The following is a 13,275-nucleotide window of genomic DNA, read 5'->3' on the forward strand; positions in this document are numbered from 1 at the left end:
CAGGCGGGTGCGCCCAGGCCCGGTCGGACCTCGGCGGGTGGGTCCGGTCGGAGTCCGGCGGGTAAGCAGGTCCGGCCGACTGCCGTCGGCTCAGGGGGCCGCAGCCGGGACCGGGGGACGGTCCGCGCTGCCCACGGCAGCCGAGTGGCCGGGGAGGGCCGGGGGGCCGGCCGGGCGGATCCGGAGGGGGCGCCGGCGGGCTGGCCGGGCCTGATCGGCGCGCCCGGCGGTCCGCCCGGCGCCCGGCCGACTGCCGTCGGCTCAGGAGGCCCGGTCGGACCTCGGCGGGTGCGCGGGTCCAGTCGGAGTCCGGCGGGTCAGCCGGTCCGGTCGGAGCTCGGCGGGTGCGCAGGTCCGGTCGGAGTCCGGCGGGTCAGCCGGTCCGGTCGGAGCCCGGTGGGTCAGCCGGCCCGGTCGGAGTCCGGTGGGTCAGTCGGTCACGTCCGGGCGCAGGGCCGAGAGTTGGTCCAGGAACCACTGGGTCGGCGGGAGGGCGGTCGCCGCGTCGGCCAGGCGCTTGGCCCGTTCCGCTCGTTCGGGGCCCGGCATGCTGAGGGCCTCGTGGAGGGCCCGGGCCGTGGCGACCACGTCGTAGGGGTTGATCACGATCGAGTCGTCGCCCAGCTCCTCGTACGCCCCCGCCTCCCGCGACAGCACCAGCGCGCAGCCCGCGTCGGAGACGACCGGGACCTCCTTGGCGACCAGGTTCATCCCGTCCCGGATGGGGTTGACCAGGGCGACGTCAGCGATCCGGTACGCCGCCAGCGAGCGCGCGAAGTCGTCCTTGACGTGGAGCACGACCGGCGTCCACCCGGGCGTCCCGTACCGCTCGTTGATCTCCTCGGCCAGCCTGCGCACCTCGGCGGTGTACTCCCGGTACACCGCGAGGTCCTGCCGCGAGGGGTAGGCGAACGCGACGTGCACCACCCGCTCCCGCCACTGCGGGAAGTCCTCGAGCAGCCGCCGGTAGGCGAGCAGCCCCCGCACGATGTTCTTGGACAGCTCCGTGCGGTCCACCCGCACGATCGTCCGGCGCGGCCCGCCGTCCGGCCCCGCGCCGATCTCCTCGCGCAGCGCCGCCATCCGCTCGAAGACGTCCGACCGGTGCGACCGCTCCCGCAGGAAGTCCGCGTCCGCGCCCAGCCCGTGCACCCCCACCCGCGTGCCGCCGAGCCCGCCCACCAGCGCCTCGCAGCATCCGGCGAAGGCGTCCGCCCACCGCTGGGTGAGGAAACCCAGCCGGTCCGCGCCCAGCATGCCGCGCAGCACCTGTCCGGCGATGTCGTCGGGCAGCATCCGGAAGTAGTCCGCCGGCGCCCACGGCGTGTGCGAGAAGTGCCCGATCCGCAGATCCGGCCGGAAGTCGCGCAGCATGCCGGGCACCAGCGTCAGGTGGTAGTCCTGCACCAGCACCGCCGCGCCCTCGGCCGCCTCCTCCGCCAGCGCCTGCGCGAACGCCCGGTTGTACGCCTCGTAGGACCGCCACTGGCGGCGGAACTCCGCGTCGAAGACGGGCTCCAGCGGCGTCTGGTACAGCATGTGGTGGACGAACCACAGCACCGAGTTCGCGATGCCGTTGTACGCGTCGGCGAACACCTCCGCGTCGATGTCCAGCATCCGCACCTGCTGCCCGCCGGTCGCCTCCGACGGCAGCCGACGCCCGCCCTCGAAGCGGCGCACCGCCTCCCGGTCGGCGTCGCCCAGAGCGGCGCACACCCAGACGGCGCCCGCGTCCGGGCCGATCGCGGACAGCCCGGAGACCAGCCCTCCGCCCCCGCGTTTCGCGTGCAGCGAGCCGTCCTCGCGCACTTCGTACGAAACCGGGCCGCGATTGGACGCGACCAGCACCTCGGCACCGTGCGTTGAGACCATGGTCCTCAACCTAGCCCGGCCCTCAAACGCTCAAACGTACGGTTCCGCTTCGTAGACGGCCGTATACGACCGCCCCGGGCATTCACGCCACTTCGCGCCGCCTCGCGGGCTCACGCCGCCTCGCGGGCTCACGCCGCCTCGCGGGCTCACGCCGCCTCTCGGGTCACGCCACCCTGCGGGCCGCGTACTCCGCGATCTCCGTCATCGGCGGCCGCTCCTCGGTGTCCACCGAGTGGGTGCGCGGCTCGAAGCCGTCCTCCCCCCGCTCGAACTGGGTCAGCAGCGGGCGGATCAGATGGCCGCGGGCCAGGCGCAGCTGCGCGGTGCGGTAGATGGCGGCGGCCATCCGGCCGAGCGCCTGCCCGTCCTGGTGCCGGTGCCTGCGCACGCCGACGTCGACCTGCGCGAGGGCGTCCAGCCCCACCAGGTGCAGCGCGTCCACGAGCATGCCCAGCTCCACGCCGTAGCCGACCGGGAACGGCAGCTGCTCCAGCAGCGAGCGCCGGGCCGCGTACTCGCCGCCGAGCGGCTGCACGAAGCCGGCCAGCCGCGGCCAGTGCATGTTGAGCAGCGGCCGCGCCATCAGCTCGGTGACCCGCCCGCCCTGCCCGGCCGCCCCGCCGAGCGGACGGTCGTACATCGCCTTGACCAGCTGCACGTCGGGCTCGGTGAGCAGCGGCCCCACGATGCCGGTGACGAAGTCGGAGGAGAAGTCCCTGAGATCGGCGTCGACGAAACAGATCACGTCCCCGCGCGTGACGAGCAGCGAGCGCCACAGCACCTCGCCCTTTCCGGGGACGGCGGGGAGGCGGGGCAGGATCTCGTCCCGGTGAACGACCCGCGCGCCCGCGGCGGCGGCGACCGCGGAGGTGCGGTCGGTGGAGCCGGAGTCGACGACCACGATCTCGTCGACGAGCGGCGCCCGCTCCACGAGGTCGTGGCGGATCTTCGCGACGATGTCGCCGACCGTCTCCTCCTCGTTGAGCGCGGGCAGCACGACGGAGACGGACTGGCCCGTGCGCTGCTTGGCGGCGAGGATCTTGTGCAGCGGACGGTCGGTCACGGACCAGGAGCGGGTGGCCAGCCAGCGCTCGACTTCTTCCAGCACGGTCAGCGCTCCTCACTGTTGTCCGGCGGTTGCCCGGCGGTGTCTCGCGGTTCGGACGACTATCTCAACTGTCCTGGCCTTCGGTTACAGTCTTGAACAACGCCGGTGACCATCGCATGTCGGGGTCGGCGGCGCGCTCACAACTACATACCGCTCATCCAGAGGGGCAGAGGGACACGGCCCGATGAAGCCCCGGCAACCCTCCAGCCGGTTCTCGTAGATCAACGATCGCCCGCGAGGCTCCCGGCTAGGGAAGGTGCCAAATCCGTCTCACGGCGAGATGCGTCGTGAGGAAGATGAGGAGAAAGGGCCTCGCCTCCATGGCTGTGCAGACAGTTGTCACCAGCACCGACTCTTCCGCCGTCGACCTCGGACCCGCCGCCGCGCTGAGCTGTCGCGAGTGCGGCCACCGCGTCCCGCTCGGCCCGGTCTTCGCCTGCGAGGAGTGTTTCGGCCCGCTGGAGATCGCCTACGACTTCTCGGCCTACGACACCGAGGAGCTGCGCAAGCGGATCGAGGCCGGCCCCGCGAACATCTGGCGGTACGCCCCGCTGCTCCCCGTCCCCGCCGACGTGGCGGAGAAGCCGAACCTCAACCCGGGCTGGACCAAGCTCGTCCAGGCCGACCACCTCGCCGGCGAGCTCGGCGTCGAGCCCGGCAAGCTCTTCGTCAAGGACGACTCCGGGAACCCGACGCACTCCTTCAAGGACCGCGTGGTCGCGCAGGCGCTCGAGGCGGCGCGCGCGTTCGGCTTCACCACCCTGTCCTGCTCCTCCACCGGCAACCTGGCTGGCGCGGTGGGCGCCGCGGCCGCCCGCGCGGGCCTGCGCTCGTGCGTGTTCATCCCGCACGACCTGGAGCAGGGCAAGGTCGTCATGGCCGCGATCTACGGCGGCGAACTCGTCGGCATCGAGGGCAACTACGACGACGTGAACCGTTTCTGCTCCGAGCTGATCGGCGACCCGGCCGGCGAGGGCTGGGGCTTCGTCAACGTCAACCTGCGGCCGTACTACGCCGAGGGCTCCAAGACGCTGGCGTACGAGATCTGCGAGCAACTCGGCTGGCGGCTGCCCGACCAGATCGTCGTGCCGATCGCTTCCGGCTCCCAACTGACCAAGGTCGACAAGGGACTTCAGGAGCTCATCAGGCTCGGCCTGGTCGAGGACCGGCCGTACAGGATCTTCGGCGCCCAGGCCAAGGGCTGCTCGCCGGTGTCCACCGCCTTCAAGGCCGGCCACGACGTGGTCCGCCCGCAGAAGCCGGACACCATCGCCAAGTCCCTCGCCATCGGCAACCCGGCCGACGGCCCCTACGTCCTCGACATCGCCCGCCGCACCGGCGGCGCCGTGGAGGACGTTACCGACGAGCAGGTCGTCGAGGCGATCAAGCTGCTGGCCCGCACCGAGGGCATCTTCGCGGAGACGGCGGGCGGCGTGACGGTCGGCGTGACGAGGAAGCTGATCGAGGACGGCGTCCTGGACCCGTCGCTCACCACGGTCGTCCTCAACACCGGCGACGGCCTCAAGACGCTGGACGCGGTGGCCGGCACCGGCCTGACCGCGACGATCCGCCCCACCCTGGACTCCTTCCGAGAGGCCGGCCTCGCATGACGAGCCGCCCCGCCGACCGGCCCGCCGCCGCCCGTTCCGCAGTCCGGCCCGCCGTCCGCCTCGCCGCCCGGCCCGCAGTCCGCCCCGCCGTCCCAGAGCACCCGACCGGAGGTTTCACCGCATGAGCGTGACCGTTCGCATCCCGACCATCCTGCGCACCTACACCGGCGGGCAGGCTGAGGTGAGCGCCGAGGGCGCGACGCTCTCCGAGGTCATCTCCGACCTGGAGAAGAACCACACCGGCATCGCCGCCCGCGTCCTGGACGACCAGGGCAAGCTGCGCCGCTTCGTCAACGTCTACGTCAACGACGACGACGTCCGCTTCGAGCAGGGCCTGGAGACCGCCACCCCGGACGGCGCGGGCGTCTCGATCATCCCGGCGGTCGCCGGCGGCTGAGCGGGGCCGGCGGGCCGCCCGCGCGCGTGGGCCGTCACCCCTCACCATTACCTTCGGTAACGCCCACCACGCAGAGTTCACCGAATTGCCCCCTCCGTGAGAGAAGCGGAGGGGGCAATTCTGCGTGATTGAGCGCGGTACAGTTGGGGAACGCGGCCCTGATCTACAGGGCGCGGACCCCGGATTCGTGCCGCAGGCCCGACAAGAAGTAGCCAAAGTGCGTGCCTTTTCTGCGGCATTTGTCTTGTTTATGGGGCCCGACTTGCCCTGAATTCGGGCGAATTCTCACCACATTCCGGACCGGACGCGTCCAGAATTCTCGTCCGATTGACCTGTTGCAGACGGCAGTTGGACAGATACATTCAGCCGCGGTCGACGCGTTCCGGCGCACGCCCCCATTCCACGGGGGGTGAGGTCTGACCCGGGTCCGCGAAGTGTGGATCTGTGCAAGGGCCAGTAATAGGGGAGTTAGGCATGGCTCAGGGCACCGTCAAGTGGTTCAACGCGGAGAAGGGGTACGGCTTCATCGCGGTCGACGGTGGTGCGGACGTCTTCGTCCACTACAGCGCGATCCAGATGGACGGCTACCGCACGCTGGAAGAGGGCCAGCGGGTCGAGTTCGAGATCTCGCAGGGCCAGAAGGGCCCGCAGGCCGACATGGTCCGCGTCACGGCCTGATCCGCGCGACCACCGCAAGCGATCTTCTTCTTCGAGGGGCCCGCACTCCAACCGGGGTGCGGGCCCCTCGGCGTGCGCTCCCAGCGCGCGCGGTCCGCTCCGTGGGCGCTTGCACTCTCGGGGGTCGAGTGCTAATCATTGGCGTTAGCACTCTGAAGGTGAGAGTGACAACGAAGGACCGGGTCGGTGAGGCCCGCGGGCCAGGTGGGGCAAGGAACCACGAGGCCGGCGAGCCGTCCGTCGCGGGCGCGGGCGCGGTCCGAAGGAATCACCCCCAGTCCTGGAGGGACCACTTCACATGGCCAAGATCATCGCGTTCGACGAGGAGGCGCGGCGAGGCCTCGAGCGCGGCATGAACCAGCTCGCGGACGCCGTCAAGGTGACCCTCGGCCCCAAGGGCCGCAACGTCGTCCTCGAGAAGAAGTGGGGCGCCCCCACGATCACCAACGACGGTGTCTCCATCGCCAAGGAGATCGAGCTCGAGGACCCGTACGAGAAGATCGGCGCCGAGCTGGTCAAGGAAGTCGCCAAGAAGACGGACGACGTCGCCGGTGACGGTACGACCACCGCGACCGTGCTCGCCCAGGCCCTGGTCCGCGAGGGCCTGCGCAACGTGGCGGCCGGCGCCAACCCGATGGCTCTCAAGCGCGGTATCGAGAAGGCCGTCGAGGCCGTCTCCGCCGCCCTGCTCGACCAGGCCAAGGAGGTCGAGACCAAGGAGCAGATCGCCTCCACCGCCTCCATCTCCGCCGCCGACACCCAGATCGGCGAGCTCATCGCCGAGGCCATGGACAAGGTCGGCAAGGAAGGCGTCATCACCGTCGAGGAGTCGCAGACCTTCGGTCTGGAGCTCGAGCTCACCGAGGGCATGCGCTTCGACAAGGGTTACATCTCCGCGTACTTCGCCACCGACATGGAGCGCATGGAGGCGTCGCTCGAGGACCCGTACATCCTCATCGCGAACTCCAAGATCTCCTCCGTCAAGGACCTGCTCCCGCTGCTGGAGAAGGTCATGCAGTCGGGCAAGCCGCTGCTGATCATCGCCGAGGACGTCGAGGGCGAGGCCCTGTCGACCCTGGTCGTCAACAAGATCCGCGGCACCTTCAAGTCCGTCGCCGTCAAGGCCCCGGGCTTCGGCGACCGCCGCAAGGCCATGCTCGGCGACATCGCCATCCTCACGGGCGGCGAGGTCATCTCCGAGGAGGTCGGCCTCAAGCTGGAGAACGCGACCCTGGACCTCCTGGGCCGCGCCCGCAAGGTCGTCATCACCAAGGACGAGACCACCATCGTCGACGGCGCCGGCTCGGCCGACCAGGTCGCGGGCCGCGTGAACCAGATCCGCGCCGAGATCGAGAACAGCGACTCCGACTACGACCGCGAGAAGCTGCAGGAGCGCCTGGCGAAGCTCGCCGGCGGTGTCGCGGTCATCAAGGCCGGCGCCGCCACCGAGGTGGAGCTCAAGGAGCGCAAGCACCGCATCGAGGACGCCGTGCGCAACGCCAAGGCGGCCGTCGAGGAGGGCATCGTCGCCGGTGGTGGCGTGGCCCTGCTCCAGGCCTCCCAGGTCTTCGAGAAGCTGGAGCTCGAGGGTGACGAGGCGACCGGTGCCAACGCCGTGAAGCTCGCCCTGGAGGCCCCGCTGAAGCAGATCGCCGTCAACGGTGGTCTCGAGGGCGGCGTCGTCGTGGAGAAGGTGCGCAACCTGGCCGTCGGCCACGGTCTGAACGCCGCCACCGGCGAGTACGTCGACATGATCGCCGAGGGCATCATCGACCCGGCGAAGGTGACCCGTTCCGCGCTGCAGAACGCCGCCTCCATCGCCGCGCTGTTCCTCACCACCGAGGCCGTCATCGCCGACAAGCCGGAGAAGTCCGCGGCCCCGGCCGGCGGCGGCATGCCGGGCGGCGACATGGACTTCTGATCCCGGGACAACCCCAGGATCGGACCCGTCCGTCACGTACCGAGGGCGGCACCCCCTGCTCAGGCAGGGGGTGCCGCCCTCGGCCGTTCCCGCCCGCACCCGGCTCAGGCCGTCCGGCCGACCTTGAGCACATGAACGGTGACAGTGCCCCCGTCCGGCCGGTAGAGCACCCTCCAAGCCCCCACAGGCAACCGGTAATACCCGGAGCTGCCCAAGGCGTGCGCTGCCTCCGGGCGGGGCTCCTCGGCGAGCTCGCGTACAGCGGCGGCGCAGGCCTTGGCGCCCACGGGGTCGATCGCGCGCAGCCACCTGAATTCATTCATGGCGTGGTGCTCCCACACCACCGCGTAGGTCACGAAGTGACCCCCTGCGATCTTCTTCCTCGAGCTGAGCCATGAATTCGTCGTGCGACACCGCGGGCCCGGTGGGCGCGGACTCGCGAGCCCTTGCTTCGGCGATGTCCGCCTCGTCGCGCAGCCGCTGAAGCTCCTCCAGCTCGCTTATGGGGATGAGCGCGGCCGCGGGCTTCCCGTACTCCGTGATCAGGATGTGCTCCTGGCCGTGCCGGACCCGCCCCACCAGCTGGCCGAGTTGGTTGCGGGCTTCCACAAGTGGATACGTCTCCATGTCAAAACTGTACACACCTGCGAGTGTGGACGGTTGGTTCATGTCAGGGCTTCTGTCTGTGGGTGGTCATGGCTCCCCGGACCTGGGCGGCGTAGGCGTGGACGGTGGCCGGGGGCAAGGGTGCGCCGGCGTGAGCCGACAGGCGTAGGCCTCCGCACGCGGTGCAGAGGCCGCCCGGCAGGGCCCCGGGGCTGCCGGGCACACCGCACTCGGCGCACTCCAGTACACGGCGGCGTGGTGGGGGAGCCGGGGGGAGTTTGCCGGTCAGGCGGCGGCGCAGCAGGGCCGCGGGATGGTGCACCGGCGTGGGCAGGCCGGCGGTCAGCGCGGCGACCACGGCCTCCTCGGTGGCCCCGCGCGCGAACCACTCCGCCACCAGCGGCGCGAGGTGCGCGCAGTCGGCCTCGGAGAGCGACAGCGCCGGGGCCGTACGGCCGAGCGCGGCGAGCAGGATGTGAGCGCGGGACCGGGTGGGCCGGGCGCGTTCCGGCGGCGCCTCCTCCGGTACGCAGCCGCGCGTGAACGCCGCCCACCACTCGTCGTCGCGCGCCGTACGGGACCACCACGATCGGGTGATCCAGCGAGAACCGCCCCCGCCCGGGCCGTTCACCGCCACCTGCTCGCGCCCCCGGCGCAAGTGCCCTGCCCGGTGCAGGTTGTTGAGCGCGGTACGCAGCGCGCACTGCCCGTACGGGAGCGTCCTGGCCAGTGTTTTCACGGAGATGTCGGCGCCCTCGGGAAGCCGGTCGACGTACGCGGCGATGGCCGCCTCACGGGGCGGCAGGTGCACGAAGTCGTGGTTGGCGCGGGGAAGTTGTCCCGGCGCGGAACGCTTGCCGTAACCCGGATTGGCCATCGGGTGCGGAGCGGCGTGCGCGGACGGGAGGGCGGCACTAAACTGGGCGTCAGCCATGGGATCGAACTTCCTCTTCGATCTCGTAGGTCAAGCCCCCGCAGGTGTTGGCGCACCGGGCGGGGGCTGTTCGTTATGCGGGCACGCTAGCCCCTCGTGACTGTGCGTGGCAAATCGGTCGCGTCAAGTCAACACGCGGGGAGGGAGGGCGGGTTGAACCCACCCCCCATTCCTTGAAAAGAGAGCTCGAAGCTCGCCGCTTGAGCCTCGGGGCAACGCCGACCAGCGAAGGTGATCAACCGAGCCGCAGTCGGCGGAGGCGTATGCCTCCTGACGGTCACCGCAGCCGTGTACGCCGTACGCCGCCGACGAACGCCGACCACGCCTCCGTTCGGAACGTGAGCTTCGGGCCGAGGGGGGTCTTGGAGTCGCGGATCACGGGGATGAGGATGCCCTGGATGTGGGCCATTTCCAGGCAGTTGCCGCCCTCGCCGCCGCTGTAGCTGGACTTGTGCCAGCCGGCCCACGTCAGGTCGTACTCACGGGTGCTCTTCTCCATGCCCGTAATCCTGCGCCACCGACTCGATCAGGGCCAGGGAGTCTTGAGGCGAATGTGCCGAGGCTTGAAGGAGGTTGAACGTCAGGGTGTGACGCTTGACCGTCGCCGGGTCGTCCAGCAGCTTTCCCATGTCCGGGCCCTCGACGAAGGACAGGGAGGGCGCGTCCTCGAAGTCCATGAGCTTGAGGGGGCCTGTCAGCGCCGCGTGCGCCCCGGCGGCGAAGGGAAGGACCTGCACGATGACCCGGTGTCCGCGGGCCAGTTCGGCCACGTGGTCCAGGGCCTCGGACATCACGGGGCCGCCGCCGACCGGTCGGCGCAGTACCGCCTCGTCGAGGATCGCCCACAACAGCGGGGTTGTTGGATCGTCGAGCAGGCACGCCCGTTGGAGCCGGGCCGTCACCAGTTCCGCGATCTCGGTGTCCGGCGCGGTCGGTTTGTAGGCGCGGAACACCGCCTCCGCGTAGGCGCTGGTCTGCAACAGGCCCGGGATCAGAAGCTGGGCGTACTCCCTGATCGCCGTGGCGACCGCCTCCGCCTCCGCCGCTTCCGCGAAGTGGTCGGGGTAGCGCGACCTCGCCAGGGCCGTGCAGTTGCGGGTGAAGAAGCCGTTGGTGCCGAGGATCTCGTCCAGTTGGACGGCGAGTTCCACGTGCATGCGCCGCGTGCCCGCCTCCAGCTGGCCGATGAACGAGCCGCTGACGAAGAGGGGTTCGCCGAGGTCGGCCTGGCTGAGGCCCTTTCTCTCGCGGGCGTGGCGGAGTTCGGCGCCGAGCAGGGCGCGCGGTGAGGAGGACGGATCGAGGTCCTTCGGACCTGGCATGGCAACTCCCTGTCACACAGGAGTGGTTGTTGGTACGCCGCTACTGGCCAGGTTAGGGGCACGTCGGATACGCTGTGTGGTGAACGCGAACACTCAGCGTGGAGGGAACGACGTTGACGGAGACGACGAAGAGTGACCGGCCGCCCGCTCGGACGGCGCCGGAGGCGGTGGAGCGGCTGCGGGCCGCACTGCACGAGGCGGGGATCGTCCTGCCGTCGCTGCGGGTGGACCCGGTGACGGGCGCGCACGGCGACCCGTACGCCCTGGTCGACCTCGGGCGGTGCAACCTCGGCGTGGCCTCGCGGCTTGCCGCCGCCCTCGAGGCGCGCGGCGGCGGTGACGTATGAGCGGTGAGACGCCCGCGATCGGCGCGTACGCCGTCGACGTGAGGGACGGACGCATCGGTGAGGTGATGGGCCGCGAGGGAGGACACGTGCAGTTGCGGCCGGTGGGCGGCGGGCGGGAGTGGGACTGTCCGCCGGGGGAGCTGGCGGAGGCGGCGCCGGGCGAGGTGCTGCGGGAACGGGTGCGGCGGCTCAACCGCGAGGCGCGGCTGCCGTGAAGACGGGCCGGCGGCTCGGGAATGGCGTGGCGCACCGCACAGTTGATGCCGATGCGCAGTGCATGCGCGTGCACATACCATTTGGTATCCAACCGCTTCGCCGAGGAGACCCCCACCGTGACCGTCACCGCCTCCGAGTCAGCCGCCTCCCGCGCGGCGCAAGTCCTGTCGCGTCCCGTCGCCCTCAACGGCCTGACCGTTCCCAACCGGATCGTCATGGCGCCGATGACCCGCATGTTCTCGCCGGGCGGCGTTCCGGGCGAGGACGTGCTGTCGTACTACGCCCGCCGGGCCGCCGCGGGCGTGGGCCTGATCGTCACCGAGGGCACGTACGTGGGGCACGACTCGGCCGGTGAGAGCAGCCGGGTGCCGCGGTTCCACGGCGAGGAGCAGCTCGCGGGCTGGGCGAAGGTCGCCGAGGCGGTGCACGCGGCGGGCGGCACGATCGTCCCGCAGCTGTGGCACATCGGCATGGTCCGCAAGCCGGGCCGGCCGCCCTTCCACGAGGCGCCGCCCGTCGGCCCCTCCGGGCTGCGCATCGGCGAGTCCGAGGTCACCGGCAAGGCGATGACGCAGCAGGACGTCGACGACGTCGTCGCCGCCTTCGCGGAGGCGGCCGCGGCGGCCGAGCGCATCGGCTTCGACGGCGTCGAGCTGCACGGCGCCCACGGCTACCTGCTCGACCAGTTCCTGTGGGCGGGCACCAACCGCCGTACCGACGGCTACGGCGGCGACCCGGTGGCCCGTACGAAGTTCGCCGCCGAGATCGTGGCGGCGGTGCGCGCGGCCGTCTCGCCCGAGTTCCCGGTGATCTTCCGCTACTCGCAGTGGAAGCAGGAGGCGTACGACGCTCGGCTCGCCGAGACCCCGGAGGAGCTGGAGGCGATCCTGACCCCGCTCGCGGCGGCCGGCGTCGACGTCTTCCACGCCTCCACGCGCCGCTACTGGCTCCCGGAGTTCGAGGGCTCGGACCTCAACCTCGCGGGCTGGACGAAGAAGCTCACCGGCAAGCCGGTCATCACCGTCGGCTCGGTGGGGCTGAACGGCGACTTCATCAAGGCGTTCCAGGGCGAGGGCGCGGCGCTCGGCAACCTGGACAACCTGCTGGACCGCATGGAGCGCGACGAGTTCGACCTGGTGGCGGTCGGGCGCGCGCTGCTCCAGGACCCCGAGTGGGCGGCGAAGGTGCTCGGCGGCCGCTTCGGTGAGCTGGAGCCGTACGACGCTGCGTCCATGACCCGGCTGACCTGAGTCCCTCGAGAGTCCCGGTGGCCGGTGTGGTGCTCGCCCACATGACCACCGGGTTCGGCTCCTACATCCTGCCCTCCGAGGACGGCTTCCGCACGGTCCTCGCGGTCGGCGCGGGCGCCGCGCTGCTCGGCTTCCTGGTCGCGGCCTTCGTCCCGCGGCAGCGGGGGGCGGCGGCGCTGGGCGAGCCGGTGACGGCGGAGGCGGGTATGGGTGCGGGTTCGGGTATGGGTGCGGGTGCGGGTGCGGAGGAGCCTGCCGTACTCGGTGCCGAGGAGAAGCAGGCTTAGGCGGCGGCCCGGGGAGGCGGCTCGGGGAGGCGCGGCCCGCGCCCTACAGGCCGCCCATCGGCTCGATGTCCACCCGCACCGGGTTGCCCCAGACCCGTACGACCTCGTAGTCCGTGAACTCGTGCACGAGCCGGTAGGCCATCGCGGCGCGGGGCGCCCGGCGCTGGGCGCTGATGTAGAGCTCGGCCTCGCGCCGGTCCCGGCGCGGGGTCCCGCACAGCTGCCACTCCCGCCCGTTCCACAGCTCCGGCAGCCAGCGCTGCTGGGGCTGCGGCCGGTCCCCGCGCACGCCGTAGCGCGAGGGCGCGCGGTCGGCGGGCTCGGCGGCGGGCGGGGCGTACGCGGCGTACGCCCCGTCGACCTCCGAGCGCCGAGCGCTCCGCCGCCGGGTCTCGCAGAGCAGGCACAGATCAGGCGCGCTCTCGTCCACGGGCCCCTGCGGGTGCTCCCGGCAGCGCGTCGCGGGCGCGGCCGTGGTCACGGTCTCGTCCAGCAGATCGAGCGCACGCTTCAGATCCGCCTTGACCTCGTGCAACTTGGCGTCGGGCGTGTCGGCGGCCAGGTTCTCCCCGTGCTCCCCGAGCAGACGGAGAGCCCGGCCGAGGGCGGTCAGCTGGGCGTGGTTCATGACGTGGGTCCAAGCGGTCGGTCGTTGCTACGAATCAGCGGGTGCTGGGGAGCGGTCCTCCGTTCAGGAGACCACATCGCCTTCAGCCGACGCCGCGGG

General features: G+C 71.3%; 16 protein-coding genes and 1 riboswitch. Of the genes, 8 read left to right on the forward strand and 8 right to left on the reverse strand.

Annotation, left to right across the window (positions count from 1 at the left end):
- Positions 1-429: 429 nt before the first annotated feature.
- Both IE217_RS19610 and IE217_RS19615 read right to left on the reverse strand, forming a co-directional pair.
- Positions 430-1,872 (reverse strand): alpha,alpha-trehalose-phosphate synthase (UDP-forming), encoded by a 1,443-nt coding sequence (locus tag IE217_RS19610; RefSeq protein ID WP_190179198.1) that lies wholly within the window; start codon positions 1,870-1,872, stop codon positions 430-432.
- A gap of 163 nt (positions 1,873-2,035) precedes the next feature.
- Positions 2,036-2,980, reverse strand: a complete 945-nt coding sequence (locus IE217_RS19615) for a glucosyl-3-phosphoglycerate synthase (protein ID WP_190179199.1) — start codon at positions 2,978-2,980, stop codon at positions 2,036-2,038.
- A gap of 151 nt (positions 2,981-3,131) precedes the next feature.
- Positions 3,132-3,283, forward strand: a riboswitch (SAM riboswitch).
- Between the two features lie 17 nt (positions 3,284-3,300).
- Here IE217_RS19615 and thrC point away from each other — a divergent pair.
- From thrC to groL, 4 genes are all read left to right on the forward strand, one after another.
- Complete coding sequence (gene thrC / locus IE217_RS19620) at positions 3,301-4,590, forward strand: threonine synthase (protein ID WP_190179200.1); 1,290 nt, start codon at positions 3,301-3,303, stop codon at positions 4,588-4,590.
- Between the two features lie 121 nt (positions 4,591-4,711).
- The gene (locus tag IE217_RS19625) at positions 4,712-4,987 is read left to right on the forward strand and encodes a MoaD/ThiS family protein (RefSeq protein WP_190179201.1); all 276 of its coding nucleotides are present in this window, start codon (positions 4,712-4,714) and stop codon (positions 4,985-4,987) included.
- 474 nt (positions 4,988-5,461) lie between these two features.
- Positions 5,462-5,665, forward strand: coding sequence for a cold-shock protein (locus tag IE217_RS19630; RefSeq protein ID WP_004986573.1), 204 nt, complete (start codon positions 5,462-5,464; stop codon positions 5,663-5,665).
- Between the two features lie 298 nt (positions 5,666-5,963).
- Positions 5,964-7,586: a chaperonin GroEL gene (groL, locus tag IE217_RS19635; protein ID WP_190179202.1), complete on the forward strand. Its 1,623-nt coding sequence runs from the start codon at positions 5,964-5,966 to the stop codon at positions 7,584-7,586.
- A gap of 104 nt (positions 7,587-7,690) precedes the next feature.
- On the opposite strand, the gene IE217_RS19640 is transcribed toward groL, so the two are convergent.
- The 5 genes from IE217_RS19640 to IE217_RS19660 all read right to left on the reverse strand — a co-directional run bounded on the left by IE217_RS19640 (position 7,691) and on the right by IE217_RS19660 (position 10,448).
- Positions 7,691-7,909 carry a type II toxin-antitoxin system RelE family toxin gene (locus tag IE217_RS19640; RefSeq protein WP_190179203.1) on the reverse strand — a complete coding sequence of 73 codons (219 nt, stop codon included), beginning with the start codon at positions 7,907-7,909 and terminating at the stop codon, positions 7,691-7,693.
- Complete coding sequence (locus IE217_RS19645; protein WP_190179204.1) at positions 7,902-8,213, reverse strand: type II toxin-antitoxin system Phd/YefM family antitoxin; 312 nt, start codon at positions 8,211-8,213, stop codon at positions 7,902-7,904. The genes IE217_RS19640 and IE217_RS19645 overlap by 8 nt, the downstream gene beginning before the upstream one ends.
- Before the next feature lie 43 nt (positions 8,214-8,256).
- Positions 8,257-9,069: a hypothetical protein gene (locus IE217_RS19650; protein ID WP_190179205.1), complete on the reverse strand. Its 813-nt coding sequence runs from the start codon at positions 9,067-9,069 to the stop codon at positions 8,257-8,259.
- Between the two features lie 334 nt (positions 9,070-9,403).
- Entirely contained in the window at positions 9,404-9,625 is a 222-nt protein-coding gene (locus IE217_RS19655) for a DUF397 domain-containing protein (RefSeq protein WP_190179206.1), read from the reverse strand.
- Positions 9,606-10,448: a helix-turn-helix domain-containing protein gene (locus IE217_RS19660; protein WP_190179207.1), complete on the reverse strand. Its 843-nt coding sequence runs from the start codon at positions 10,446-10,448 to the stop codon at positions 9,606-9,608. Before IE217_RS19660 ends, IE217_RS19655 begins: the two co-directional genes overlap by 20 nt.
- 113 nt (positions 10,449-10,561) lie before the next feature.
- On the opposite strand from IE217_RS19660, the gene IE217_RS19665 reads away from it, so the two are divergent.
- The 4 genes from IE217_RS19665 (at position 10,562) to IE217_RS34750 (ending at position 12,548) form a co-directional block, all read left to right on the forward strand.
- Positions 10,562-10,795 carry a hypothetical protein gene (locus IE217_RS19665; RefSeq protein WP_190179208.1) on the forward strand — a complete coding sequence of 78 codons (234 nt, stop codon included), beginning with the start codon at positions 10,562-10,564 and terminating at the stop codon, positions 10,793-10,795.
- Positions 10,792-11,010 carry a hypothetical protein gene (locus IE217_RS19670; protein ID WP_190179209.1) on the forward strand — a complete coding sequence of 73 codons (219 nt, stop codon included), beginning with the start codon at positions 10,792-10,794 and terminating at the stop codon, positions 11,008-11,010. Before IE217_RS19665 ends, IE217_RS19670 begins: the two co-directional genes overlap by 4 nt.
- A 117-nt stretch (positions 11,011-11,127) precedes the next feature.
- Complete coding sequence (locus IE217_RS19675; RefSeq protein WP_229865415.1) at positions 11,128-12,261, forward strand: NADH:flavin oxidoreductase; 1,134 nt, start codon at positions 11,128-11,130, stop codon at positions 12,259-12,261.
- Between the two features lie 41 nt (positions 12,262-12,302).
- Complete coding sequence (locus IE217_RS34750; protein ID WP_373298074.1) at positions 12,303-12,548, forward strand: hypothetical protein; 246 nt, start codon at positions 12,303-12,305, stop codon at positions 12,546-12,548.
- Positions 12,549-12,591: 43 nt separating this feature from the next.
- On the opposite strand, the gene IE217_RS19685 is transcribed toward IE217_RS34750, so the two are convergent.
- Complete coding sequence (locus IE217_RS19685; protein WP_190179211.1) at positions 12,592-13,176, reverse strand: hypothetical protein; 585 nt, start codon at positions 13,174-13,176, stop codon at positions 12,592-12,594.
- Between the last annotated feature and the right edge of the window lie 99 nt (positions 13,177-13,275).

The organism is Streptomyces naganishii JCM 4654 (assembly GCF_014650575.1).
In the GTDB taxonomy this organism is placed as follows: Bacteria; Actinomycetota; Actinomycetes; order Streptomycetales; family Streptomycetaceae; genus Streptomyces; species Streptomyces naganishii.

Coding starts and splice junctions, on each gene's coding strand:
- IE217_RS19660 (WP_190179207.1), bottom strand. CDS start 10,448: ATGCCAGGTCCGAAGGACCTCGATCCGTCCTCCTCACCGCGCGCCCTG.
- IE217_RS19645 (WP_190179204.1), bottom strand. CDS start 8,213: ATGGAGACGTATCCACTTGTGGAAGCCCGCAACCAACTCGGCCAGCTG.
- IE217_RS19655 (WP_190179206.1), bottom strand. CDS start 9,625: ATGGAGAAGAGCACCCGTGAGTACGACCTGACGTGGGCCGGCTGGCAC.
- IE217_RS19685 (WP_190179211.1), bottom strand. CDS start 13,176: ATGAACCACGCCCAGCTGACCGCCCTCGGCCGGGCTCTCCGTCTGCTC.
- IE217_RS19610 (WP_190179198.1), bottom strand. CDS start 1,872: ATGGTCTCAACGCACGGTGCCGAGGTGCTGGTCGCGTCCAATCGCGGC.
- IE217_RS19650 (WP_190179205.1), bottom strand. CDS start 9,069: ATGGCCAATCCGGGTTACGGCAAGCGTTCCGCGCCGGGACAACTTCCC.
- IE217_RS19670 (WP_190179209.1), top strand. CDS start 10,792: ATGAGCGGTGAGACGCCCGCGATCGGCGCGTACGCCGTCGACGTGAGG.
- thrC (WP_190179200.1), top strand. CDS start 3,301: ATGGCTGTGCAGACAGTTGTCACCAGCACCGACTCTTCCGCCGTCGAC.
- groL (WP_190179202.1), top strand. CDS start 5,964: ATGGCCAAGATCATCGCGTTCGACGAGGAGGCGCGGCGAGGCCTCGAG.
- IE217_RS19640 (WP_190179203.1), bottom strand. CDS start 7,909: ATGAATGAATTCAGGTGGCTGCGCGCGATCGACCCCGTGGGCGCCAAG.
- IE217_RS34750 (WP_373298074.1), top strand. CDS start 12,303: ATGACCACCGGGTTCGGCTCCTACATCCTGCCCTCCGAGGACGGCTTC.
- IE217_RS19630 (WP_004986573.1), top strand. CDS start 5,462: ATGGCTCAGGGCACCGTCAAGTGGTTCAACGCGGAGAAGGGGTACGGC.
- IE217_RS19625 (WP_190179201.1), top strand. CDS start 4,712: ATGAGCGTGACCGTTCGCATCCCGACCATCCTGCGCACCTACACCGGC.